This window comes from Achromobacter sp. MYb9 (assembly GCF_002975275.1).
Lineage (GTDB): Bacteria > Pseudomonadota > Gammaproteobacteria > Burkholderiales > Burkholderiaceae_B > Achromobacter.
Genome location: NZ_PCOQ01000010.1, coordinates 117771 through 140523 on the forward strand (window position 1 = coordinate 117771; position 22753 = coordinate 140523).

Sequence of the window (22753 nt, forward strand, 5' to 3'; positions counted from 1 at the left end):
CGGCCTCCTCCTGTCGCCCTACGATTTATCTTCCATCGTCTCTCCTTGTGTCGCTATGTGTTGGGCGGCCGGCATCGCCAAGTTCCGGCAGGCACTGATGACCGAGCCCGAATTGACCGCCGGCACATGGGCGGACGACGCGACGCTGGCGTTCATGCGGCAGGCGATGGGGGCACTGGCGAAGTAGCCAGCCCCGTGCAATGTGAGCAACGCGGCGCGGAAAGTAAGGGTGTTTCCAAGCCGAAGGAGCCAAGCCTAACGTCGCAGCAGTAAGCCATGGGGTCATCCGAAAACGACACGACGTGCATTGGGCAAGGAGGGGCCTTTTCTGGCAACAGGGTCACAGATGAATTGCGGAGGGTGCGGCTGCACCGATCGAAGGCGAGGGTACTTTTACGCGCATCCAGATGAAGAGGCCGGCAAGCAGCATGAGACCCCCTCCTGCAACGAAAACGCCTTCAATGCCTCTCAGGCTGAACATTGCACCGCCTGCTGCTGCGCCTATGGCGATTGAGGACTGCACCGACGCTACGACCATCCCGCCCGCGCTTTCGGCTTGGTCCGGCACGGCGCGCGCGACCCAGTTTGACCATGCAACGGGAACGCCTCCGAACGCAAGGCCCCATGCTGCGATCAGCGTTGCCTGACCCGGTATGGACGCAGGAAAAAGTGCCATCGCCAAAGCACTCCCACCGACGAGGGCCGGCATTAGAGCCAAGGTGACATATAAGCTACGCTGCATCAGCCAACCTGCGAGCATGGTGCCTACGAAATTCGCAATGCCGAAGCCAAGTAGCATCAGCGCCAGGCCGTTCGTTCCAACGCCGACAGTGCTTTCCAGGAACGGCCGGATATAGGTAAAGAGAGCGAAATGGCCTGTATGCGCCAGAATGCAGCCAAACATTCCAAGGGCAATTCCGGGCCGCAAGAGAACGTCCAAAATCGTTCTGAGCCGGGCGGGCCGACGCGGCGCCATGCGCGGTAACGTGAACCATTGGAACGCCAGGGTTAATACACCCACTGCCGCAGCTGCGACAAAGGCGCTGCGCCATCCAAATTGGCCGCCAAGATAGCTTCCTAACGGCACGGCGACCACTGTCCCCACGGCAATGCCGCTAAAGATGATGGATAACGCGCGTGGCAGGAGGGCCGCCGGTACCAATCGCATGGCGACAGCTGCCGCCATGCTCCAGAACCCTCCTAAGGCGATCCCGAGCAGGACGCGCATCAAGAGCAGCACCCACATGTCCGACGACGCCGCGACCAGCAGGTTGGACACAATCATTAAAGTGGAAAAGCCCAGTAGAACCGTACGCCGATCGAGGCTGCGGGTAAGACCGGGCACGAGCAAGCCTGCGAAAAGCGCCACCACCGCAGTGACCGTCACTGCCTGCCCCGCCATTGCTTCTGATACGCGTAGAGCTTCCGCCATGGGCGTCAGGAGACTTGCCGGCAAGTACTCCGCGGTCAATAGGCCGAATACACCCATCGCCAGCGAGAACACTGCTGTCCATGCCGCTGACACCGGCTCAATGTCCACCGGGCTGGCTGAACCTTCGGGGGTGGAAAGATCAACAAAACTACGCATTGCACTCATCCAAGAAAATCAGTGAGTGCAGTCTAGGACTTGTGATCGGGATGATCTATGATGTTTCGTACTGAATCTTTGATAGAAAATCCGATGTCGTTGCCGCACGATTACGCTCTTCCTCCGCACTTGATCAGTGAGTTGCTTACCGGAATGCGTCTGCGCGGGGTGCAGTACCGGCGTGTGCAGACCGGCCCTAGTTTTGGACTGAGCTTTGAAGCGAAGGCTGGCCACGGTTTTTTCTACTACTTGGCTGTGGGCTCGGCCGTCCTACGCACCGTGGAGGGCGGCTTGCACAAATTGAGTGCCGGCAACGCGGTGTTTCTGCCTCATGGGCAAGCCCATCAATGGCTTTCCGCCGAGGACGCAGACTTGCAGGATATCGATACGCTTGAAGCCGCCTTGATCGGCAATTCCGTGACCGAAGTGGATACCTGTCCAAGTACCAGCATCGTACCCAGCGCAATCTTCTTTTACGGTTGCATGGAATTCGACCTTGGCGGCATGCGGGCTCTGGGGCAACTGATGCCGGATGTCATGTGCGTGGATGCCGACAGCGACCGCTTTCCTGGCATGGTCCCAATTCTGGGCGCGATGAAAGGCGAAATCTGTTCCAGACGCGTGGGGTTTGCGGACATTCTGGCCCGCTTAGCTGAAGTGGTCGCCGCGATGATTGTTCGGGGATGGGTCGAGTGCGGTTGCGACAATGCCTCCGGCCTGGCCGCAGCGCTGCGGGATCCACGGCTTGCTCGCGCCATCCTTGCCTTGCACCGCCAACCAGCCCGCGATTGGAAATTGGCTGAGTTGGCGGGCGAGTGCCATATTTCTCGCTCTGTTTTTGCCGAGCGATTTCATGCCACGGTGGGAATGCCACCTTTGCGCTACGCCAACGAGTTGAAGATGCGTCTTGCCAGGCAATGGCTGACGCACGACAGGCTGCCGATCGACACGGTAGCTGAGCGCTTGGGCTATACGTCGCAAGCAGCATTCAGCCGTGCTTTCAAGCGTGTTACCGGCCTTCCCCCAGGCTCTAGCCGAGATGCGCGTTGAGTTTCCACATAGAGGCGACGTATTCTCAAGGGATCGATCCAGTTGAAGGAATTATCGGCCCAGCCTTTGTTGATGCGCGAACCCGACTCCACGACGCAAGGCGCTGGAAGAGGCGCACTGACGCAGGCGAAATGTCGTGGACAAAAAAAGGCGCCGACGGGAAGTCATCCCGCCGGCGCCTTTCGATTCTGGCCGTGACTCAGGGCGTTTCGCCGCGCGCCAGACGTTGCCTGATCTGTTCAATGACGGCGGGCAGGTCCGCCACGCTGTCGATGGCGTAGTGTGCGCCGGCCTGTGTCAGGCGGCGGGCGGCATGCGCCACGCGAGCCTGCACCTGGACGGGGTCTGCGGCGGCAAGGTCGGCTTGCGAGTATCCGACCTCGTTGCCGGACAGCGTCAAGCCCACGCACCACATCCCGGCGTTGCGCCCTTCCTCGATGCCCGGCGTGGTGTCGTCCACCTTGATGCAACGGCGCACGTCTTGCGCGCCCAACGCTAGCACGTTGGCCAGCGCCATGAAGGGGCCGGGCCGGCCACCCGCGGGCAGTTCGTCTCCGGCGACTACCCAGTCCGGCGCGATGCCATCGGCCGCGGCGTGCGGCAGCAGCACGTCCAGCACCTGGCGCGGATAGCCAGAGCATGACCCGATCTTGATGCCTTGTTCGCGCAGGGTCTGCAACGTCAGCACCGCGCCCGGAATCGGCTGCGAGTACGCGGCCACTTTTTCGATCTGCATCGGCATGAAACGCTGATAGATCGCGTCGATGTCTTCGTCCGTTGACGCGCGACCGAACGTCTGGGTCCATTGCGCCTGGATGGACGGGTCGGCAAGCAGCGTGCGGATGTGATCGCGCTTGGACAAGCCCATGGGGCCGCGCGCCTGCTCCAGCGTGATGTGTACGCCGAAGGTCGCAAAGGCGTCGACAAAGATCTGGGTGGGCGCCAGCGAGCCGAAGTCCACCAGCGTGCCGGCCCAGTCAAAAATCACCGCTTCGATCGCGGGCAGCGGTTCGCCCTGGGGCGTGGAAACCTGATTCATGTTCAACAACCTGAGAAGGGAAGAAGTGCCGAAGTCGGCAAAGGGAGAGTCGGCGCGGCTCATTGCGCGCCGACAAAATTGCGGCCGCGCGGTCCCAGCAGTGCATCGGCCACGCGCTTGTCCCACTGGTCCGGCGCGACGCCATAGGCGGCGGGGTCCGTGCTGACGCCCAGGTCTTCAAGGAATGCCGTCAACACCTGGGTGGCATGGTCGGCGTCGCGCGCGTCGAATACGGACAGCAGCAGGGCGTCCAGTTCCGCATCTTTGCCAAATGCCATCCGCATGACACGCGGCAGGCTGAACGAGCAGGCAATGCCATGCGCGATGCCATGATCCAGCGTCAGTCCGTAGGACAACGAATGCGCCAGCGCGGTCTTGGTGTTGGAAAACGCCAGGCCGGCCAGCGTGGCGGCCACGGCAACGCGTGAACGCAGCGCCTTGTTGGACAGATCTTGCATCAGCAGCGGCAAGGCCGCCAGCACCTGCCGCGCGGCCGACACGGCCAGGCTGGCCGAGACGGGATTGCGATGGACGTTCCATAGCGATTCCAGCGCATGCGACAGCGCGTCCAGGCCGCTTGCAAGCGTGGCGCCATACGGCAGGCTGAGCATCAGCGTGGGGTCGATCAAGGCCGCTTCGGGCCAGGTCCAGGGCAGATGCAAGGAGTACTTGCGGTTCTTCTGCTGGTCCCACAGCGTGGCCCACGGGGTGACTTCGCTGCCGGTGCCGGCCGTGGTCGGCAGCGCGATCAAGGCGCGCGCGCGGTCCGGCGGGCGGGTCATCGCCGCGCTGCCGGACAGGCAGGCCAGCAGCTCATCGAAGGTGCCCGACGGCGTGCGCGCCAGCATGGCCTTGGCGCAGTCAATCACGCTGCCCCCGCCCAGCGCGATGATGCATTCCACCTCGGGGTGCTCGCGCCACAGGCGCTCGTACATCGGCGCCAGCCAGGCGACGTCCGGATTGGGGGGCACATCGGTCTCGATCGCCACCAGCTGTTGGCCCAGCATGGCCTGGATCCGGTCGCACAAGCCCAGCGCGCGCGCTTCGGGAAATGCAATCAGGATCGCGCGCCGCGAACCCAGCCGCTGGGGTAGGCGCTCAAGCGCGCCGTCGCCCGCGTCGATGCCGACGGGATTATGAAAGTGCCACATGTCAGTCTCTGAAAAATGATGGGGATTCAGCCACGCCCGTTCTCGCGGATCGCAACCCGCAGGCGATTGGAAATCAGGTCGGCTACGATCACCATGACGGTGATGACAACGATGCAGGTCGCCGTTTCCTGATACTTGAACAGCTTCAGGCTGCTGACCAGTTCAAAGCCCAATCCGCCGGCGCCCACCATGCCAAGCACGGTGGCGGAACGCAGGTTGACTTCAAAGCGGTACAGAATCACCGCGATCCATGCCGTGATCACTTGCGGCAGCACGCCAAACACGATCACCTGCAACGGCCGCGCGCCGGTGGAACGCAGCGCTTGCAGCGGACCTTCGTCGATTTCCTCGATGCTCTCGGCAAAGAACTTGCCCAGCATCCCGACGCCATGCACGGCCAGCGCGAGCACGCCGGGGAAGGGGCCCAGCCCCACCGCCGCGACGAAGACCAGCGCCAATATCAATTCGTTGATACTGCGGATCACGTTCAGCATCTGGCGCGTGGCGCGATACAACCACGGGTTGACGTGCAGGTTGCGCGCGGCCAGGAACGACACGGGCAGGGCGCCCAGCACACCCAGCAAGGTGCCCCAGATGGCGATTTGCACCGTTTCGATGGCCGGCGCCGTCAGTGAATTCAGGATGCGCCAGTCGGGGGGAAAGGTCCGGCTCAGGAAGTCGGCAATTTGCGGAATGCCGGCAGCCAGCTCGGCGGCGCTCAGTTGCGCGCCTTGGGCGCTCCATTGCAGCGCCGCCATCGTCAGCGCCAACGCCGCCATGACCCATGCCCAGCCCTTCACGCTGGTGGGCAAGGGCGCGACCCACAGGTATTTCTTGTCGTCCATCTCAGGCTCCTTTATGCGCGGCTTGCAGCGTTTCGGCGGAAAACGGCGCGTCGCCGCCGGCATGGGGCGCGCCGCCGACGGGCTCGGCACCGGGGTAGATGCGGGCAAGGTCGGCTTCCTGCATGGCGCCGGGCAGGCCGTCGTACACCACGCGACCGTGCGCCAGCCCCACGATGCGGTCGGCAAATTCCCTGGCGTAATCGACCTGGTGCAGGTTGCAGACGACGGTGATGCCAAGCTCACGCGTGGCGCAGTGCAGATAGCGCATGACCAGCCGCGCCGTCTTCGGGTCCAGGCTGGCGACGGGTTCGTCGGCCAGAATCACGCGCGGCCGTTGTGCCAGCGCTCGCGCAATGCCGACGCGCTGGCGCTGGCCGCCCGACAGGGAATCCGTGCGGGCTTGCGCCTTGTGCGCCAGGTCCACGCGCGCCAGGCATTCCTGCGCCAGCGCGACGTCGGCGCGGCTGAACAATTGCAGCACCGAAGTCAGCACCGGCACGGCGCCCAGCCGCCCGGTCAGCACATTGCGCAATACCGACAGGCGCGGCACCACGTCATGGTGCTGGAAGATCATGGCCACCTGGCGCCGCAGCGCACGGGTGTCACGGTCGGCCATGGCGTTGATACCCGCCACGGTCATCTCGCCCGCGTCCGCCTGGACCAGGCGGTTCATGCAGCGCAACAGCGTCGACTTGCCCGCGCCGGACTGCCCCAGAATCACCAGGAATTCGCCGGCGTCCGCTTGCAGATCCACGCCGCGCAGCACGTCGTTGGCGCCGTAGCGCTTGGTCAGGCCGCGCAGCGTGATCATTTCATGCTCCGCAGGTCCAGCTTGAGCACCTTGGCGGTGTCGCGCACCACGTTGTAGGCGGCGTCGGTGGTCGGCTGGAATCCGTTGAGCATGCCTTGGTCGCCCCACGGCACGTCCTTGATGTTGGCAAGCGCGCGCGCCACCTTTTCCTTGACGGCGGGGTCCAGGTCCTTGCGCCAGACCATGGGCGATTCCGGGATGTCGCTGGACGTCCACACGACGCTCAACTCATCCTGGCGCAGCTGGCCCTTCGCGATGGCACTGGCGTAGATGCGGTCGGCGACGGCGGCGGCGTCAACTTTTTTATTGGCCACGGCCAACAGGCTGGCATCATGCGAGCCCGAGAACACCACGCGCGAGAACAGCTTGGCGGGGTCATAACCGGCTTGCTCAAGCCCGGACTTGGGGAGCAGGTGGCCCGATGCCGAGCTGGGGTCGACAAACGCAAAGGTGTGGCCCTTCAGGCCTTCCACGCTATTGATGCCGCTGTCCTTTCGCACCACGATCAGGCTTTTATAGGCGCTTTTGCCGGACTTCTTGGTCACGGCGACCGAGAACGCCTCGACATCGGCGACGGACGCCGCCAGCACGTACGAGAACGGTCCCAGATACGCAACGTCCAGCTTCTTGGCGCGCAGGGCTTCGATGATGCCGTTGTAGTCGGTTGCCACGAACGGCTTCACTTTCATGCCGGTCTGTTGCTGCAACTGCTCGATCACCTGTTTGCTGGATTCGATCATCGCCTGCGAATCCTCGGCGGGGATCAGCCCGATAGTGAGAGTGTCTTGCGCCGCGTGGGCGGCCGTGGCAGTCAAGACGCAAAGGGTGATCGCCGCGGCGGCGGCGGTGAATGAGCGGCGGGCGGTAAAGCGAAGGGGGGCTTTCATGGCAAGCATCCTGGCGTGGTGGAAGGGAATGCCAGGAAGCTTAGGGATGTCACATGTCCTTCATATTATCGATTTAGCATCCGTTTCATCACTCATCCATAGATGGAATCTATATGTCGGTTGCCCGCCTGCGCGCTTTTCTGGCCGTCGCGCGTCACGGAAGTTTCAGCGCGGGGGCCCGCGCGCTGGGCTTGGCGCAACCTACCTTGACCACGCAGATCCAGGCACTGGAAAAGCAGCATGGCGTGGAACTGTTCCATCGCCGTGGACGCGGCGCGCAACTGACGCAGGTCGGGCTGGCGCTGCTGCCGGTGGCCCAGCAATTGGGCGCCTTGGAGTTGGACGCCTTCAACCTGCTGCATGACGCGGGCAAGCTCAATACCGGCAAACTGCGTATTGGCGCGGTGGGCCCGTTTCATGTCATTGAAATGGTGGACGCCTACCACCGTCTTTACCCGGGCGTGGACATGTCGATACGAGTGGGCAATTCCGCCGAGGTTCTCGCGGACCTCACGAACTACGTGACCGACATTGCGGTGCTGGCTGGCGCGCGCGACGAACCTGGCCTGAGTGCCGAGCATTACGCCAGTCATGCCGTCATCTTGTTTGCGCCCGTGTCCCATCCTCTGGCGCGGTTCGACAGCGTGCCGCTGTCAGCCCTGCAGGATGCGCCCTTGTTGCAACGGGAAGCCGGATCGACCACACGCGCCGCCCTGGAGGCTGTCCTGGAGCAAGCCAATGTGCGGCCACGCCCCGTCATGGAAGTCGGCAGCCGCGAAGCGCTGCGCGAGGCCGTGGCGCGGGGGCTGGGCCTGGGCACGGTGTCGGAGGCCGAGTTCATCCCGGATGCGCGGTTTCGCCTGATACGCATTCACGGCGACCCGGTACGCACGGAAACCTATCTCTATTGCCTGAAAGAACGCCGGGATAGCCGCTTGCTTTCGTCTTTTTTTGACCAGGCCCTGGCTCTGCGGGACGCACCGCACCCACGATGAAGGGCCGCCCTTTACGTGATGGATCAGCGCGCCGGCAGCAGATATTTCATCGCCTGCATGAAGCCTCGTGGTGCGACGGTAAGATGATCCTCGTCGTTCAAGACCACTGACTTCAGTTTCAAGCTTGGGTACTTCCTGCTTTGCAGCGCCGCTTCCAACGCCCGGTTGTCGGCAACCATGTCCACCGTCTGGTTATAGCGTCGATCACCCTTGCGCAAGGCTTCATAGGCGCCGACATAAAGATAGACGTTCGCACTCAGATCCTGATGTTGCTTGGCATAGCTCGCTTCGAGCTTCAAGGCATGTCGCTTGTCGTACCAGAGAGACGGACTGCCCAGGATATAGCTGCTGAACAGGCCAGGTTCGGTGAAAAGGATTTGCGCCCCAAGCAATGCGCCGTAGGAGTGCCCCAGAAATATTGTTTTGGCAGGGGCCGTCCGGTAGTGAGCGTTGATGAAGGGCTTTACCTGATCGCGCAGATACTTTTGATAGGCCTGCGCCTGACCATGGATGGCATTGGGTGGTGCAGTACTTGGGCCGTTCGGTGTCGGCGTGTAATCACGCTGGCGGCTGATCCCGCCATTCTCGCCTTTTCCATAGGACAGGCCGACCAGAATGAACTCTTCGACCTGGGGACCTTCAACATTCAGGCGGCGCGCCAGCTGGCGGATGATCGGGAAAGCGTAGTCGGCGTCGGTCGCATACAAAACGGGGTAGCGCCGCTGTGGCTGCGTGCCATAGGAGGGCGGCAATGCGACGAAGACCTGGTAGCCGCGTTTGGAAATGGGATCGGGCACGTCCCATACCTCGCTATCGGGTATCTCGTAGGGGTGTCCGTTTCCAGACTGCATCCTTGGCGGCGTTGGGGCCTGAGCGTACGTCGCAGCGCTAAAAGCGCCGAAGCTGATAATAAGGGCGACCAACAGGGCATTTGGAAAACGTCGATGCATGCGGATTCTTTGGATATACGCCCCGCCTTCAGCACATGGGAATGACGCAGCCCATGATGAGTGGCGTGTTTGCGCAGCAGTAGGGCCGCATATCCTAGCTGATTCGATCTTCGCGCGCCCGCCGACCCGCCTGCGAACTTGAATCTTTAATTGCGTTCTCGGCGGGATCCATGCGCTTCGGCATAAACGCGGGTAAATTCTGCGCCCAGCAGAAACACCTGGGCCGCGTAATAAACCCAGATCAGCACGATCACCAGCGACCCCGCCGCCGCGTACGACGAGGCGACGGACGCCTTGGCCATGTACAGGCCGATCAAGAATTTCCCGATTTCGAACATAACGGCGGTGACGAACGCCCCGGTCCAAACGTCTCGCCACGCGACTGAGACTTGGGGCATAAATCGGTAGATCATCCCAAAAAGCAGGGTGAGTATGCCCAGGGTAATTGCCTCGTTGACCAGTTGCAGAAGTATCCCCCAGCCCGGGATGCCACCGCCCAGCCAACTGCCCAATGCGGCCAGCACCGTGCTGACGACAAGCGAGACGAGCAATAAAAACGCCAATGTCAAAATCAGGCCAAAGGAAAGCAGGCGCGCGCGGATCAGGGCCCAAATGCCAGACTGCTTCTTGGCGTTCACCTTCCAGATGCGGTCCAGCGCGCTTTGTAGTTCCGAAAATACTGTCGTCGCCCCGACCATCAGCACCACGACGCTGATGACCGTGGCTGCGATGCCCTGCGCGGGTTCTTGCGCACCCAATACGACACTTTCCACCGCTTTGCCACCCTCTGCGCCGACCAAGGCGCTGACTTGCTCCAACAACTGCCCCTGCGCGGCTTCGTGGCCCCAAAAGAACCCCGCGATACCGATCACGATAATAAGAAGTGGCGCCAGCGAGAAAACCGTGTAGAACGCGATGGCGGCGCCCATGCTGGGTGCATAGTCGTCCAGCCAGTTCGTCACCGTTTGCTTAACTAACGCATAGAAGCCTTTGATAGCCATTTCCACACTCTCAGAGCATGCAGAGATGTAGCAAGTGGCGTGCCACCCCTGTATCAAGCGCCGCCTGGCGGGAATGCCAGCGCATCTGTGGTGTCAGTCTGACACCATTGTTCCATTCATCGCGTTAAAGAAGAACGCCGCGAGAATCACCCGCAGCGTTCTTCACAACTGGAGCAATTCACGGGGCCAGCTTCGATATCTTTGTGCCCTCCAGCGACACACCCGCCATGAGGCCTCCGTTGTTCATCACAAAGCCGACGATTGGCTTCTGCGCCGTGTCCGTGTCAATGCGCCCATTCGCGCCGACATTGACGACGGCAACGGTGGCGTCCGCGCCGACCGTCCAGCCGCTACTTTTACGGAACTTGCTCAGCGATTCGTCTGTCATGAACAGCAAAACCATTGCTTTCGACTGTGCACCGGCCTGGAAGCCGATGGAGCCTGCCGTGGTGCTGTAATAGCCGGCCTCCGTGCCACCCACACGCAGAACGCCGTTGCCGTGCTCGGCGCCGACAATGAAGCTGCCGCTGAGCACATCGGGAAAGACGAGCACGCCTCTGGCGCGTGCCACCAGCTCCTTGGACTGGGGAGACGCTTGATAAAGCCTGCTAAGTGTTGCGTCGGCAGCGCTATTCAGCGATTGGCGCGTTTCGGAAGTGGTCGATGTGGAAGATTTGGAAGCGGTAGTGGTCGTGCAGCCCGAAAATTGCAAGACTGCGGCACAGCTCAGCGCGGTTGCGATACTGACACGACGCAAGAAAGGCACAGTACTAAACATGGAATTCTCCTATTTGTTGTCTTCTGCAATGACTTAAACGACCATTGCCCTCCCCATATAAGGCAAACGTTGGTAAACATGGCGCCGACTCGGCCGCGAGATGGATTCATCGGCTAGCGACGCCATTCCTGGTTTGCCGGGCAAGCTTCCACTGCTCTGGTGCCATCACCGTGCGAAAGCCCAGATGAGACATGGCGTTCATGGGGTCGTTACCCCGGCGGGCACTGGTGCGATAACTGATGCAGTAGGTGTCACTGCACAGGAATGACCCCCCACGCGTTACGCGCTTAGGTGCGCCGCCGGGTACCTGGCCGTCGTCGGGATCGAAGCTGTCGGCTGGCCCCGCCGGATCTGCCGCAGGCCGGCGGTACTGTTCCTGTATCTTGAAGGCGTCGGCGCGATACCAGTCGGATGTCCACTGCCAGACGTTGCCCGCCATGTCGTACAGCCCGTAGCCGTTGGGCGAGAAGCTGCCCACCGGCATGGTGCCGATCTGCACCATTTCGTCCTTGACGACCGGGAAGGGCTGGTTTTGCCGGGCATCCCAGATGTTGGCCATCGTCTTGCCCTGCGGCAACAATTCCTCGCCCCAGGCATAGGTGGCTTGCTCGAGGCCGCCGCGCGCCGCCATTTCCCATTCCGCTTCGGTGGGCAGGCGTTTGCCGGCCCATTTCGCGTAGGCCTTCGCGTCCTCATACGAGACCTGCACGACGGGATGGTCGTCCTTGCCGGTGAGCGAGCTGTCCGGCCCTTGCGGATGCCGCCAGCTTGCACCCGCCACATAGCGCCACCAGCGTGAGTAATCGCGCAGCGACACCTCGGACTCCGTGCCGACGAACACCATCGCGCCCGGCACCAGCAGGCTGTCGTCAGGGCGCGGCGTGCCGGGCGGCAACTGCACCTTCAGATCTTCCCATTTCGGCTTTTGCTCGGCCGTCGTGACGTAGCCCGTGGCTTCAACGAAGCGGCGGAACTGCGCGTTCGTCACATCGTTCACGTCCATCCAGAAGCCGCTGACGGATACTTTGTGCGCTGGCATTTCATTGGGTTGCGCAAGCTTGTGGCTGCTGCCCATCAGGAATTCGCGCGCCGGTACCCAGGCCATGCCCGCGGGTCCGTTCTTGCCGTCGCCCAGCACCACCTTTACCGGCTGCGGCTGCCCGTCGTCGCTCAGAAGCACGTAGGTGGTGCCTGCGGCGACTCCGAGCGCGATCCCGACCAGCACCAATGCGGTGGCCAGACGTGACTTACGTTGTCCATGTTTTGCCATCGCGGTCACCGATATCAAACAGAAAAAAAAGATCTGACAGACTGGCGTTTGGCAGAGCTGGCTGCTTGCGTGGAAGGATCGGATGGCCTGCGGCCGACCCGGTCCACGCAATGAAAACGCCGCCCTAGTTCCCCGAAGGCATTGGCAGAGCGAAGCCTTCCTTGGCCAAGCCGTCCCGTATGTGCTGGAAGCGTTCGTACTGCGACAAGGTGATCGGCCCGTCATAGACCTCGCTTTGCGCCTTGCGAGGGGGGTACTTCACATACGTCTTCATGAGGTCGGCGGCGGCTGCGTTCATCGACACTATCGTCCAGGTTCGTTCCGTGACGTTGCTCATGAAGATGTCGTAGCGCTCCTGTGGGTCCGCCCACAAGTCAAAGACCTGCGGAACGGCCGCGACATAGGACTCCGCACCCTTCCAGCCCAGGTTGGTGTCGACGGCCAGTCCGCCCGTCTTCACGCCGTTGTCGCCCCTCAGATTGAACACGGCCTTGTAATTGCCCACGCGAATGGCCCCCGGCGACAACTCGTTTTCCGTGAAATAGAACCACGACTTGCGTTCAGATTTGCCAGTGCCGAACAGCACCGGCGACATGTCGTAGCTATCGAACACAATGGGTTTGTCCGCGCGATCATTAACGGGCAGTTTGATGCCCGCCATTGATGCGAAGGTCGCCATCAGGTCAAGCCCACCCAAGATGTTGTGGTCCGTCGAGGCGGGCGCAATCTTGCCCGGCATCCAAGCGATGGCGGGAACGCGATTGCCGCCTTCTCGAACCGTGCCCTTGGTGCCGCGGAAGGGGGTGTAGCCCGCATCGGGGTAGACGTCCTGCCAAGCGCCATTGTCCGTCGTGTAGAAGACCAGCGTGTTCTTGTCCAGCCCTAACTCCCGAACCTTATCCATGATCCGCCCAATTCTCGCATCCAGCTCTACGACCGAATCTGCATACTTGCTCTTGGACATCGACTTACCCTTGTAATCAGGGTCCGGCATATTTGGCTGGTGGACCTTCATGAAGTTAATGTTCATGAAGAACGGCTGCTCGGATTTAGCGTTGCGGTCCAGGTACTCGAGCGAGGCCTTTTCGACGTAGCGGTCGAAGAAGGGGATACCGACCACGCCTTCCTTGCCGTTCACGACGGGCGTATCGACGTACTGACCATTGATCTTGAATTCCTCTCGCGCGGTTTCGCCCGCGTTACCCGACAGGGCACCGCGTGTCACCTTCTGGAACATCGCGCGCAGTTCAGGATCCATATCCGGGAACCAGGTTGGATCCGCATAGGTATAGGCGTTGAGATGGTACAAGCCGGCGTATTTCATCTCGTCGTAGCCTTGGGCATTTGGCAGCGAGTAGTCCGCTTCGCCCAGGTGCCATTTTCCGCTGAAAAAGGTCTTGTAGCCGCCCGTTTTCAGGACTGACGCCAACGTCCATTCTTCCTTGGGCAAGCCACCGCCTTGTCCTTGGAACGCCACCGTCGTCATGCCGCTGCGATTGGGGATGCGGCCGGTTTGCATGGCAGCCCGCCCTGGCGTGCAGCTGGGTTGGGCATAGAACGAGAAGAAGGTCATCCCCTCTTTGGCAAGCCGGTCGATATTGGGAGTGGGCATTCCGCGCCCCACACCGCCGCCGTAGGGGCCGAGGTCTCCGTATCCTGTGTCGTCCGACACGATCAGAATGATGTTTGGCTTGCGCGGTTCCTGCGCTATCGAGGCAGTAGAGAAAACCGCGGCGGCGACAAAAAGGGCCGCTGCGCCCGACGAAAATATTCGTTTGGTCGTCATCTTCAACGCTCCGCTGAAAGATAAATAAATCGACCGCACGAAGCTTTAAACCGCGCGGCGCTCAGGCATACGGGTTCACTTTGGCATACGTACTGGAGTTCAAGGGCAAGCATTTTCTCGCCCTTGAGCGGATGTATTTTCACCTTCTTTAAAGAGCTGTCAATCGGTATATACCGCTGAAGACGCGGACACGGTGAGTCGCCTGAGCAGGCCGGACCGGGATAATCGCACTACCCTTCGGACCATCGGTTGAATTCGATGCTGGCGCAGAAAATTGCCATACGTTTTTACCCGCGCATGAGCGAAAAAAAACTGAAGTGATACCGTTAAATTCGAAGTAATCTAACCGCGAGAATTAGCCGCACTGTCCCGGCAGGCGTCGCCCCAGAACCACTATGTTGGCAGGAAAAAGAAGCGGGCAGGACGCTAATCAGTTTTGGTTGCGCTGTGCCCAACCGTTTCCTATATCCCGTAGCCAGTGGCTGCTTCGAGCCTCGCTGCCGACGAATACGCCGCCGGTCAATGGTCACAATGAGACGGGTATTGGAGCTCTGAACATTTTCACCGCATACCTGATCGATTCCCGAAATCCACCGGTTAGATGACTGGCTCGTGCGCGGGCCGAGGCGGGGCGATGATAAAGCACATAATTGGATGTCTGGCAGGCGGCCTCTTCTACGCCGGACCCGGTTTCGCCGCCGACCAGGTTGCTACGTCTGGGCCCGACGTACGGCATTCAAGCGAATGGGAGTTTTCAGTCACGCCCTATGTCTGGGCGCCGGCGCTTTCTGGAAAGGTGTCTCACCGACGTTTGCCGGTCATCGATGTAGACACGAGCTTTGATCAGATCTTGGATAACCTGGATTTCGCGGCGATGCTGAGCGGCGACGCACGTAAGGGCCGGTACAGCTTTTTCGGCGATCTGATTTATGCAAAGGTCGGCGCCCAGGGCGACACGCCCCGTGAGGTCGTGGCGACCAGTGCGGACGTCCACAGCAAGACATTCACCGGTCTACTGGGCGCGGGGTATTCGGTCCTTGATCAGTCACCTCACAGCCTTGACGTCGTGGCGGGTTTGCGCGTTTGGTCCGTAGACACCGACATCACGCTGAAGGGCGCACGCGTGGATGGCAGGAAAAGCAGCGATGGCGCCACATGGGTGGATGCCGTGGCAGGTGTGCGGGGACGCTACGTTTTCACTACAAAGCTGTATGCGGCGGGATGGGGGCTGGTAGGCGCGGGCGGCGCGAATGCGGACTGGGATGTTGGAATCGGCATTGGATACAACATCAGCAAGAGCTTCTCGGCGACTGTTGGCTACCGAGCCTTGGGCGTGGATTACAGTGCCGGCGGCTTTAAGTTCGATGCTGTGCTTCACGGCCCAATGGCTGGCTTGACTATCCGTTTTTAAAGGTCAGTGCTGAGCCGATCCACCTATTAAATTTAATAAATGGAATAGAGCTTCATGGACACCAAACTACCGAAAGCACTTTGTCACGCGATGCTGGTGATTGCGTCCTTCACATCGTCCTATGCCTGCGCGGAAATCAGCCCCTCCGAAACGCGGACAATCGCAGAGGAAGGGTACATCTACGGTCTTCCTATTGTGATGAACTACGCGATCATGTACGAGTACGCCGTAGACAAGAACTCGAGCCAGTACAAGGCACCGTTCAACCAGATTCGGAGCTTGCACCATGTCGCCAACTACAAGGACACGGCCATCATCTCGCCAAACAGCGACACGCCGTATTCCATGATGTTCATGGACGTGCGCAGCGAGCCGATCGTGTTATCGGTACCCGCGGTGACAAAGCCTCGGTACTACACGGTTCAGCTTATTGACGGCAACACCTACAATTTCGGCTACATCGGAAGCCGTTCCACCGGGGACGACGCTGGCGATTACATGATCGCTGGCCCCAATTGGAAGGGCGCCACTCCACCAGGTGTCAGGAAGGTTTTTCATTCCGCAACGCAGCTTCCGTTCGCGGTTTTTCGGACCCAACTGTTCAACCCGGCCGACATGCCCAACGTCGTCGCTATTCAATCGGGCTATAAAGCACAGCCACTTTCCACCTATCTCAAGCAGCCGGCACCTCCTGCCGCGCCCGCGATCGATTTTCCAAAAATCAACAACGATCTGGCAAAGACCGACTTTTTCACGTACCTGGATTTCGCCTTGCAATTGAGCCCGGCCGCGCCGGACGAAGTGGAAATCCGTGCGAAGCTTGCTCGCCTGGGCATTGGCGCAGACAAGAAGTTCAGCTTCGAGGAGCTGTCCGCTGATCAAAAGAGCGCCGTCGTTCAAGGCATGCAGGATGGGCACGCCAAGGTCGAAAATGCGATCAAGAATCTAGGCACGAAAGTCAACGGCTGGAACATCGTGGGGGCCGGCGGCGACAGTGCCTTCTACCACGGAGACTGGCTCAAGCGGGCCGCAGTGGCGCAGGCGGGCATATATGCCAACGATGCTGAGGAAGCCACGTACCCGCTGACCACGACCTTGCCCGATGGCGAACTGCTTGACGGTAGTAAACACAACTACACCATCACCTTTCGCGACGGACAGCTGCCGCCGGTCAATGCTTTCTGGTCGGTGACCATGTACGACGGCAAGACGCAGTTGCTGATCGAGAATTCGATTGGTCGCTACCTCATTAACTCGCCGATGCTCTCGAACATGACGAGAAACGCGGATGGCTCGCTGACGCTGTACCTTCAGAAAACGTCCCCCGGCGCGGACAAGGAGAATAACTGGCTGCCGGCACCGAACGATCTCATGTACTTGGTAATGCGCCTCTACTGGCCGACGACCGAGGCGCCTTCCATCCTGCCTCCCGGGAAAGGCACTTGGAGTCCCCCGCAGATTGTCAAGGTGATGTAACCCACCAAGAACGATTGCCCCGGGCGGCCTCAAAAGGCTGCGGGGGGCATGGCGATTTCTGTCAGGCGTTGCCCGTCGTTGCCATCCTCGACTCTCCAGCCTCGGGTGTTTAACATCTTTCGTATCTCATCGGCTTTTGCCCAGTTCTTTGCCTCTCGGGCTTGAGCGCGTTCACCGAGCAGCACCCGGATACTTTCCGGAATGTCAGACGCAACTGGGTTCCAATCTCGCAACCCAAGGCCCAGTACAAAATCAAAGCTGTCCACAGTCGCTTTCAAGGTCGCAGGTAGGAGGTCGCTCTTGACGAGTTCCCATAGCACGGCCAATGCCCTCGGCAGATTCAGGTCATCATTCAATTCGGCGTTGAAGCGCGCGGCGAAATCTGGATCGATGCGGCCACCGTCCGGCCAACCGGAATAGAGATGCCGCAGCCGGTTCAAGGCTGTCTGCGCTGCACCTAGAGACGCCCAACTGAAATGCAGCTTGCTCCGGTAATGAGCTGTCATGCACAGGTAACGGTAGGCAAGCGGATCGATGTTCCGACTGCGCAGCGTCTGCAGGCGAACAAAATCCCCACTCGACTTCGACATCTTGCTGTCGGCATTGAGTGTTAGAAAATGTCCGTGTATCCAGAAGTTCGCAAGACGAGTGCCGTGGGCCGCTTGTGTTTGCGCAATTTCGTTGCTGTGATGCACGGCGATATGGTCTTCTCCGCCACAGTGGATGTCGAACCAGATGCCGAGGTGTTTCGCCGACATGGCCGAGCACTCAATATGCCAGCCCGGAAATCCACGCCCCCATGGGCTATCCCATTCCATCTGCCGTACTACGCCCTGCGGACTGAACTTCCATAGCGCAAAATCCGTGATGTTCTGTTTAGCGCCAAGTGCTACGCGCTTGCCCGCCTGCAGGCCGGCACGGTCGAGCCGGGCCAGAAAGCCGTAGTCGTCCTGTTTGCTTGTGTCGAAATAGAGACCGTCGTTGGTCTTATACACGTAGCCGGACCGGTCCAACTCGCCGATAAACGCGATCTGTTCGGCGATGTGATCGGTTGCGCGGCACCATACCGTCGGCTCCAGCAAGTTGAGGGCATGCCAATCCGCGACGAAGGCCTCGGTGTAGCGCTGAGCAATGGCATATGCGGACTGCCCGGTCCGTCTGCTACCTTTTTCCATCTTGTCTTCGCCTTCGTCGGCATCCGAAGTCAGATGACCGACGTCGGTGATATTAACGACGTGACGGACCTCATACCCGTTGCGAATGAGTACCCGGCGCAGAATGTCTTCAAACACATACGTTCTTAGATTGCCAATATGCGCATGGTCGTAGACGGTGGGTCCGCAGCAATACATGCCGACGTGGCCAGCGTGGATTGGCGTGAACGAGCGCACGGTTCGCGACCAGGTGTCGTACAACGCAAGTGGCATCAACTCTCTCCGTGCCGAAGGGCGCAGGTAAAAACAAAAAAGCCGCCGGTTTTGCAACGGGCGGCCAGAGGCGATTGATTCGACGTATAGCTAATGGCTAGACGCAGTTTCCCCTCGGCACGTTCTGACAACATGCACGGACCAGCGAAAAGAGGGATTTGACGCGAGTAGTCATGCCTCCAATCCTAGCGGCTTTTGGTTGCGCAGGTCAATGCTGGCAAATGACCGGTTTCCGCGATGTCTTTCGAAGGACCGTTCGTGGCCGACTGTAGCCGGCTGTCGGGCCATTGAGACGTGCCCGAAGCAGCCGGGCGCTAGATCCAAAAGAGGGCATTCGAGTAAAGTCCTTTTTTTCCCGCCAGCATCAGCGAACTGTCATGCCTAAGACATCGCCCCGAACCAGGTTCCTCGTGACGTTTACCAACGCAGTGAGCACATGACGGGCCGTCCGGATGCCCCGAGCCGCCGACGGCCGTGCATACAGTCGATGGTGGCCCTCGCCGTCGCGGCCTTGATCGGCTGGGGTTGCTTTGTGGGAGCGGCCGAAGTGGTGGAAAGCCTGCACTCCGGGGTGCTCAACAACCGCAAAGGACCTGACATCCTTGCAGCCGAGCAGCCCCTCCTTTACTGGGCCCTGATCGGCTTCTACACGGCGGCAACCCTGACCGCCGCCGGCTTGGCGCTTTTGGTGCTGGCCATTGCCATGCGCGGTCTGATTGGTGCAAGAGGCTCTGATCGATGAATGACCGTCATCAATTGGAAACGCTTCCGCCGAAGTGTGCGATGGTGAGATGGCCAATCACGCGGACGCAATTGGCTAAATTCTCCGGCTTGGCCGACTGACCGCTCCTGCCCGGGAGCCGTCTACTATCAGCGACGGCTATCCGAACCCGTGGATAACCGCAGTGGGACAAATGGTGGACAGGCTCCGCCTGACCACGCGCTTGTCCACAGGGCATGCCCACCGGCTACCCGGGTTTCACCCTCATACCCACCGAGGGCGCGTCCGCAACAATGGGAAAGTCACTGCGCGCCTGCGGATTGCGGGCTAGCGTCAATCCAGTTGTCGAACGACGCATCGGAGCCCTGGAGCTGGGCCGCGCGACTCGCGGTGCCAGTACCCAGGTCCGCCTCGTGCACCGAGCCCTGGGCGCCAATGACGAAGCTAGCGATCCCGCTCTGGCCGTAGCGGGCGGGCCAGGCTACGATCCAGTAGCTACGAGGGGAGGGCAGCACCTTGTAGCGATAGCCGTAATACGCGTCCGCCGCCGGCACGTCCGGGCCCATGGCCAGCGCGTCGGGGCCGAAGGCCTGCAACGGGTAGCCGCGCAATTCGGGCCAGTACAGGCCGTCGGTGGTGCCGGGCTGGCTGACCAGCCGGTCGGCGTAGCGGCCCTGGCCCGCGCCGTTCTGGTAGCGGGTCTGCGCGGCCTGCAGCGCGCGCAGGGTATCAATGGCCTTCAGTTCGTTGCGGCCAATAGCGCGGCGCCGGATTTCCGCCTTGCCTGCCGCTGGGTCGAAGCGCCACCCTTGCGCCACCCGCACGATCGGCACCGGCATGGTCCAGCCTGAATCGCCCACGCCAAGCCACGCGGCCCGGTCACCGTCGGCCACGATCTCGTGCTTCTGGGCCCAGGCGGCCAGGAACAGATAGATCTCTTCCTGCGCGACGCCGCCTGGCACGATCTGCCGGTAATTAGGCCCTAGCACCTTGGCTACGGCTTCGCGGTCGCTCGTGGCCAGGGCTTGGCCGAACGCGTCGGCAGCTGCCTGCTGCGTGGGGTACACCTGCTGCGCCGCTGCTGGCGCCGCCAGGGCTGCCAGCGCCAGCATTGCGGCGGCGCCGGCCAGCTGGACGCAGCGGCTGGAGTATTGTGCGAGTGCATTCATCATGGAGACTCTGTTGTTCATGGGACCTACCTCCGGCCGCCGAAATGGTCGCCGCTAGTGAGATGTCCACCGTCTCCTGTTCGCCCGCCGCGCCCCGTGTGACCACCCTCGCCACCGCGCGGCGCGGACGCCGCACGTTCGCCGCGCTGTGCCTGCTCGCGCATGTGGTCGCCGTTGCCGGCGTCACGCAGCGCGTTGTGGTCGTTGTTGGCGCGCGAGCGGTCGCGCGCCGCCGCTGCATCCGCGTGCTGGCGCTGGGCCGCCGCCTCGCGGTCCGCCGAGGTGGTACGACGGTCCGTCGAAGGGGGCCTGCGGTCTGTCGCAGGGGTGTGGCGGTCGGTTGATGGTTCAGGACGGCCGCTCGGAGTGCGGTTGCCGTCGCCGCCCTGTCCAAGGTGGCTGCCGCCGCGCGGCTCCACATGGCCTGTGAGGGGCTGGCCAGTGCGACCCTGAAACGATTGCGCGGCGCGGTCTCGCGCCGCATCGCGCGAACCGGGCACGAGCGGCGGGCGGCCCTGGCTCCGGTTCTGCAGCCCGGCTTGGCGCTGGCCGTCGAATCTTTGGCGGCTGGCCGAGTCGGCGTAGGGTGCATTGCCGCGATTAGCGGGGTTGTGGTGCCAGGCCGCGTGGTTGCTGTTGACGCTGGCGGCGCTGATGCGCTGGTTCACGTTGATATTGTTGTAACGGTTGACGTTGATGTTCACGTCATGGTGGCCCCAGTTGAAGCCGCCCCATACAGAATCCACCGCCGCCACGCCTAAGCCGAAGCCGATGCCGGCCACCAACGACGTGGCGAAGACGGAACCCGGCGGCGGCGGATAGTAGGCGGGGGGCTGGGCGGGATAGGGCCACGTGCCGTACACCACGGTCGGGTTGTAGCTGGGCACGTAGATCACCTGCGGATCGGCCGGCTCGATCACTACCACGGTCTTGCCGCCGCCCGTATCGCTGGACGTGACCTTCTGCTGCGGGGTGCTCTTCAGGTTGCCGGCCTGGCGCGCCTGCGCCCGCAGCCGCTGCACCGAATCCATGACGGTGTCGGGCTGTGCCAAGAAGGCATCGCCCACGGATTTCACCCAGGCAGGCTGGCGGCCCATCAGGTCCATGACCGACGGGAACGCGACCAGGGACTTGACGCTGGGATCCCAGGATTCGGGTTCAACCGCTTTGACGGCCGCGTCGCCCGATAGGTCGGTATGTGTCGCGGACCACTGGGCCGCCACCGCGATATCGTCAGGGTAGGTGGCCCCCATGAGGACCTGGGACAGGAGGGAATCGGGATAGAGCGCCACCGGCGCTAGCAGCTGGTCTAGCTGCCCTTCGTCGAGCTTCGCCTGCGCTATGGCGGGCAGGCAGACGGTCAACGCCAGACATAGGCAGCCGAAGAACCACACTTGCAGTCGACGCATTTCCCGCTCTCCGTGGTCGTAACGTAACAGCCACAAACGGAGGGGTGAACCACCGGATATTGCGGCGACATAATATTTATTCGCGAAATCACGCACAGACGTGCCGATTTCGGGACAGGTATGTGCAAGAAACTTCTGAGCGTGATGGACGGTGTGGAGGTCCACATGGACTTAAGTGATGCCGTCAGCCAGATTGCCAGGCGCACAACCTTTTCAGAAAATGGCTTTGCCCAACGCATCGACGTGCAGGAAATCGTGGGCGAATTTACACCGTGCCGCCTAGGAAGGAGTTGAAAGAACTTTCATGTGAGACAAGCCAGCGAAAAAATGAGACATTGGGCCTCCAGCGCGGTGACGTCTTCGCTTGCCGATAGCAGCCCCGACACCGCATGGAAGCCGCAGAGGTAGTCTTTGAGCAGGCTCGTCATCGGCTTGCGAGCATCCAGCACCAGGCCGTGAATATCGTGGGCGCCCAGTATCTTGCCGATGCTGGCGCGGGGAATCGCCATGACCAGGCGCTCACCGGCATCCACTTGGCATTGGTAAGGGCGAGCAAGGTCAATGAAGCAGATTTCCCCCGGCCCCGCCACGACATCACGCTTGTCAAAATCACCGTGTATGGAACCTGCGACCACAACATGGACTAGAAAATGATCCAGCCCGCTGCGAGCAATCGTGGCGAGGTCGCGCTTGTAGTGCGGCCGCCAACTGCCGTTAAGAATCTCTTCGTCCGGCTGATAAAGCCTGATGGTGGTGTTTCAACCGGCACGATGGGCATGAAGCTTCCGTCGGCCACGATCCTTGCCGTGTAGAGGTCTGCCTCAGCCCGAACAAAGTTGTCGACGCCGACGATGGTTGGAGTATCCGGGGAGGTCTGCGCGTTTGCCGTTCCAAGAATTGCGATCGTCAGCGCGGCGATGCCTGAGGTCGATGGATATGACATGATCGTCCTTCAACCATATTGATTTGATACCACCACAGGAGGTGTT

21 protein-coding genes and 1 pseudogene are annotated in these 22753 nt (G+C 61.2%); 6 read left to right on the forward strand and 16 right to left on the reverse strand.

Features of this window, described 5'->3' with window-relative positions; genetic code table 11:
* Positions 1 to 79: 79 nt before the first annotated feature.
* Positions 80 to 187: pseudogene (locus CQ050_RS16490) on the forward strand (MerR family transcriptional regulator); the annotation flags it as partial.
* A gap of 153 nt (positions 188 to 340) precedes the next feature.
* Here the strand turns inward: CQ050_RS16490 and CQ050_RS16495 are convergent.
* Complete coding sequence (locus CQ050_RS16495; RefSeq protein WP_105557903.1) at positions 341 to 1588, reverse strand: MFS transporter; 1248 nt, start codon at positions 1586 to 1588, stop codon at positions 341 to 343.
* A 57-nt stretch (positions 1589 to 1645) separates the two neighbouring features.
* On the opposite strand from CQ050_RS16495, the gene CQ050_RS16500 reads away from it, so the two are divergent.
* Positions 1646 to 2638: an AraC family transcriptional regulator gene (locus CQ050_RS16500; RefSeq protein WP_105557904.1), complete on the forward strand. Its 993-nt coding sequence runs from the start codon at positions 1646 to 1648 to the stop codon at positions 2636 to 2638.
* Between the two features lie 199 nt (positions 2639 to 2837).
* On the opposite strand, the gene phnX is transcribed toward CQ050_RS16500, so the two are convergent.
* From phnX to phnD, 5 genes are read right to left on the reverse strand one after another with little or no spacing between them, the layout of a single operon-like run.
* Positions 2838 to 3677, reverse strand: coding sequence for a phosphonoacetaldehyde hydrolase (gene phnX / locus CQ050_RS16505; RefSeq protein ID WP_105557905.1), 840 nt, complete (start codon positions 3675 to 3677; stop codon positions 2838 to 2840).
* 59 nt (positions 3678 to 3736) lie between these two features.
* Positions 3737 to 4828: an iron-containing alcohol dehydrogenase PsrA gene (gene psrA / locus CQ050_RS16510; RefSeq protein ID WP_105557906.1), complete on the reverse strand. Its 1092-nt coding sequence runs from the start codon at positions 4826 to 4828 to the stop codon at positions 3737 to 3739.
* A gap of 26 nt (positions 4829 to 4854) precedes the next feature.
* Positions 4855 to 5673: a phosphonate ABC transporter, permease protein PhnE gene (phnE, locus tag CQ050_RS16515; protein ID WP_105557907.1), complete on the reverse strand. Its 819-nt coding sequence runs from the start codon at positions 5671 to 5673 to the stop codon at positions 4855 to 4857.
* A 1-nt stretch (position 5674) separates the two neighbouring features.
* Positions 5675 to 6484 carry a phosphonate ABC transporter ATP-binding protein gene (gene phnC / locus CQ050_RS16520; protein ID WP_105557908.1) on the reverse strand — a complete coding sequence of 270 codons (810 nt, stop codon included), beginning with the start codon at positions 6482 to 6484 and terminating at the stop codon, positions 5675 to 5677.
* Entirely contained in the window at positions 6481 to 7371 is an 891-nt protein-coding gene (gene phnD / locus CQ050_RS16525; protein ID WP_105557968.1) for a phosphonate ABC transporter substrate-binding protein, read from the reverse strand. Before phnD ends, phnC begins: the two co-directional genes overlap by 4 nt.
* Before the next feature lie 113 nt (positions 7372 to 7484).
* Here phnD and CQ050_RS16530 point away from each other — a divergent pair, with 113 nt between their 5' ends.
* Positions 7485 to 8366: a LysR substrate-binding domain-containing protein gene (locus tag CQ050_RS16530; protein WP_105557909.1), complete on the forward strand. Its 882-nt coding sequence runs from the start codon at positions 7485 to 7487 to the stop codon at positions 8364 to 8366.
* 23 nt (positions 8367 to 8389) lie between these two features.
* Here the strand turns inward: CQ050_RS16530 and CQ050_RS16535 are convergent, their stop codons facing one another.
* The 5 genes from CQ050_RS16535 to CQ050_RS16555 all read right to left on the reverse strand — a co-directional run bounded on the left by CQ050_RS16535 (position 8390) and on the right by CQ050_RS16555 (position 14151).
* A complete protein-coding gene (locus CQ050_RS16535; RefSeq protein WP_105557910.1) occupies positions 8390 to 9316 on the reverse strand; it encodes an alpha/beta hydrolase in 927 nt (308 codons plus the stop codon).
* Between the two features lie 146 nt (positions 9317 to 9462).
* Positions 9463 to 10317, reverse strand: coding sequence for a YihY/virulence factor BrkB family protein (locus tag CQ050_RS16540; RefSeq protein ID WP_105557911.1), 855 nt, complete (start codon positions 10315 to 10317; stop codon positions 9463 to 9465).
* 178 nt (positions 10318 to 10495) lie between these two features.
* The gene (locus CQ050_RS16545) at positions 10496 to 11095 is read right to left on the reverse strand and encodes a YSC84-related protein (protein WP_105557912.1); all 600 of its coding nucleotides are present in this window, start codon (positions 11093 to 11095) and stop codon (positions 10496 to 10498) included.
* 106 nt (positions 11096 to 11201) lie between these two features.
* Positions 11202 to 12365 (reverse strand): formylglycine-generating enzyme family protein, encoded by a 1164-nt coding sequence (locus CQ050_RS16550; RefSeq protein WP_105557913.1) that lies wholly within the window; start codon positions 12363 to 12365, stop codon positions 11202 to 11204.
* A 124-nt stretch (positions 12366 to 12489) separates the two neighbouring features.
* Positions 12490 to 14151, reverse strand: a complete 1662-nt coding sequence (locus CQ050_RS16555; RefSeq protein WP_105557914.1) for an arylsulfatase — start codon at positions 14149 to 14151, stop codon at positions 12490 to 12492.
* A 634-nt stretch (positions 14152 to 14785) separates the two neighbouring features.
* On the opposite strand from CQ050_RS16555, the gene CQ050_RS16560 reads away from it, so the two are divergent.
* Both CQ050_RS16560 and CQ050_RS16565 read left to right on the forward strand, forming a co-directional pair.
* Positions 14786 to 15562, forward strand: a complete 777-nt coding sequence (locus tag CQ050_RS16560) for a hypothetical protein (protein ID WP_105557915.1) — start codon at positions 14786 to 14788, stop codon at positions 15560 to 15562.
* 54 nt (positions 15563 to 15616) lie between these two features.
* The gene (locus tag CQ050_RS16565; RefSeq protein WP_105557916.1) at positions 15617 to 17038 is read left to right on the forward strand and encodes a DUF1254 domain-containing protein; all 1422 of its coding nucleotides are present in this window, start codon (positions 15617 to 15619) and stop codon (positions 17036 to 17038) included.
* 29 nt (positions 17039 to 17067) lie between these two features.
* Here the strand turns inward: CQ050_RS16565 and cysS are convergent, their stop codons facing one another.
* Positions 17068 to 18465 (reverse strand): cysteine--tRNA ligase, encoded by a 1398-nt coding sequence (gene cysS, locus CQ050_RS16570; RefSeq protein WP_105557917.1) that lies wholly within the window; start codon positions 18463 to 18465, stop codon positions 17068 to 17070.
* Between the two features lie 487 nt (positions 18466 to 18952).
* Here cysS and CQ050_RS16575 point away from each other — a divergent pair, with 487 nt between their 5' ends.
* Positions 18953 to 19207, forward strand: coding sequence for a hypothetical protein (locus CQ050_RS16575; protein ID WP_105557918.1), 255 nt, complete (start codon positions 18953 to 18955; stop codon positions 19205 to 19207).
* Positions 19208 to 19488: 281 nt separating this feature from the next.
* Here CQ050_RS16575 and CQ050_RS16580 read toward each other — a convergent pair whose 3' ends face one another.
* The 4 genes from CQ050_RS16580 to CQ050_RS30730 all read right to left on the reverse strand — a co-directional run bounded on the left by CQ050_RS16580 (position 19489) and on the right by CQ050_RS30730 (position 22707).
* On the reverse strand, positions 19489 to 20376 hold the full coding sequence (locus tag CQ050_RS16580; RefSeq protein ID WP_233214107.1) for a DUF2950 family protein: 888 nt from the start codon (positions 20374 to 20376) through the stop codon (positions 19489 to 19491).
* A 5-nt stretch (positions 20377 to 20381) separates the two neighbouring features.
* Positions 20382 to 21764, reverse strand: coding sequence for a DUF3300 domain-containing protein (locus tag CQ050_RS16585; protein ID WP_105557919.1), 1383 nt, complete (start codon positions 21762 to 21764; stop codon positions 20382 to 20384).
* A gap of 302 nt (positions 21765 to 22066) precedes the next feature.
* On the reverse strand, positions 22067 to 22399 hold the full coding sequence (locus CQ050_RS16590) for a hypothetical protein (protein ID WP_233214108.1): 333 nt from the start codon (positions 22397 to 22399) through the stop codon (positions 22067 to 22069).
* Between the two features lie 8 nt (positions 22400 to 22407).
* Entirely contained in the window at positions 22408 to 22707 is a 300-nt protein-coding gene (locus CQ050_RS30730) for a hypothetical protein (protein ID WP_146121039.1), read from the reverse strand.
* Positions 22708 to 22753 lie beyond the last annotated feature (46 nt).

Excerpts from the sequence above, each read along its gene's own strand:
- CQ050_RS16495 (WP_105557903.1), bottom strand. The coding sequence starts at position 1,588 with ATGCGTAGTTTTGTTGATCTTTCCACCCCCGAAGGTTCAGCCAGCCCG.
- CQ050_RS16500 (WP_105557904.1), top strand. The coding sequence starts at position 1,646 with ATGATGTTTCGTACTGAATCTTTGATAGAAAATCCGATGTCGTTGCCG.
- phnX (WP_105557905.1), bottom strand. The coding sequence starts at position 3,677 with ATGAATCAGGTTTCCACGCCCCAGGGCGAACCGCTGCCCGCGATCGAA.
- psrA (WP_105557906.1), bottom strand. The coding sequence starts at position 4,828 with ATGTGGCACTTTCATAATCCCGTCGGCATCGACGCGGGCGACGGCGCG.
- phnE (WP_105557907.1), bottom strand. The coding sequence starts at position 5,673 with ATGGACGACAAGAAATACCTGTGGGTCGCGCCCTTGCCCACCAGCGTG.
- phnC (WP_105557908.1), bottom strand. The coding sequence starts at position 6,484 with ATGATCACGCTGCGCGGCCTGACCAAGCGCTACGGCGCCAACGACGTG.
- phnD (WP_105557968.1), bottom strand. The coding sequence starts at position 7,371 with ATGAAAGCCCCCCTTCGCTTTACCGCCCGCCGCTCATTCACCGCCGCC.
- CQ050_RS16530 (WP_105557909.1), top strand. The coding sequence starts at position 7,485 with ATGTCGGTTGCCCGCCTGCGCGCTTTTCTGGCCGTCGCGCGTCACGGA.
- CQ050_RS16535 (WP_105557910.1), bottom strand. The coding sequence starts at position 9,316 with ATGCATCGACGTTTTCCAAATGCCCTGTTGGTCGCCCTTATTATCAGC.
- CQ050_RS16540 (WP_105557911.1), bottom strand. The coding sequence starts at position 10,317 with ATGGCTATCAAAGGCTTCTATGCGTTAGTTAAGCAAACGGTGACGAAC.
- CQ050_RS16545 (WP_105557912.1), bottom strand. The coding sequence starts at position 11,095 with ATGTTTAGTACTGTGCCTTTCTTGCGTCGTGTCAGTATCGCAACCGCG.
- CQ050_RS16550 (WP_105557913.1), bottom strand. The coding sequence starts at position 12,365 with ATGGCAAAACATGGACAACGTAAGTCACGTCTGGCCACCGCATTGGTG.
- CQ050_RS16555 (WP_105557914.1), bottom strand. The coding sequence starts at position 14,151 with ATGACGACCAAACGAATATTTTCGTCGGGCGCAGCGGCCCTTTTTGTC.
- CQ050_RS16560 (WP_105557915.1), top strand. The coding sequence starts at position 14,786 with ATGATAAAGCACATAATTGGATGTCTGGCAGGCGGCCTCTTCTACGCC.
- CQ050_RS16565 (WP_105557916.1), top strand. The coding sequence starts at position 15,617 with ATGGACACCAAACTACCGAAAGCACTTTGTCACGCGATGCTGGTGATT.
- cysS (WP_105557917.1), bottom strand. The coding sequence starts at position 18,465 with ATGCCACTTGCGTTGTACGACACCTGGTCGCGAACCGTGCGCTCGTTC.
- CQ050_RS16575 (WP_105557918.1), top strand. The coding sequence starts at position 18,953 with ATGGTGGCCCTCGCCGTCGCGGCCTTGATCGGCTGGGGTTGCTTTGTG.
- CQ050_RS16580 (WP_233214107.1), bottom strand. The coding sequence starts at position 20,376 with ATGAACAACAGAGTCTCCATGATGAATGCACTCGCACAATACTCCAGC.
- CQ050_RS16585 (WP_105557919.1), bottom strand. The coding sequence starts at position 21,764 with ATGCGTCGACTGCAAGTGTGGTTCTTCGGCTGCCTATGTCTGGCGTTG.
- CQ050_RS30730 (WP_146121039.1), bottom strand. The coding sequence starts at position 22,707 with ATGTCATATCCATCGACCTCAGGCATCGCCGCGCTGACGATCGCAATT.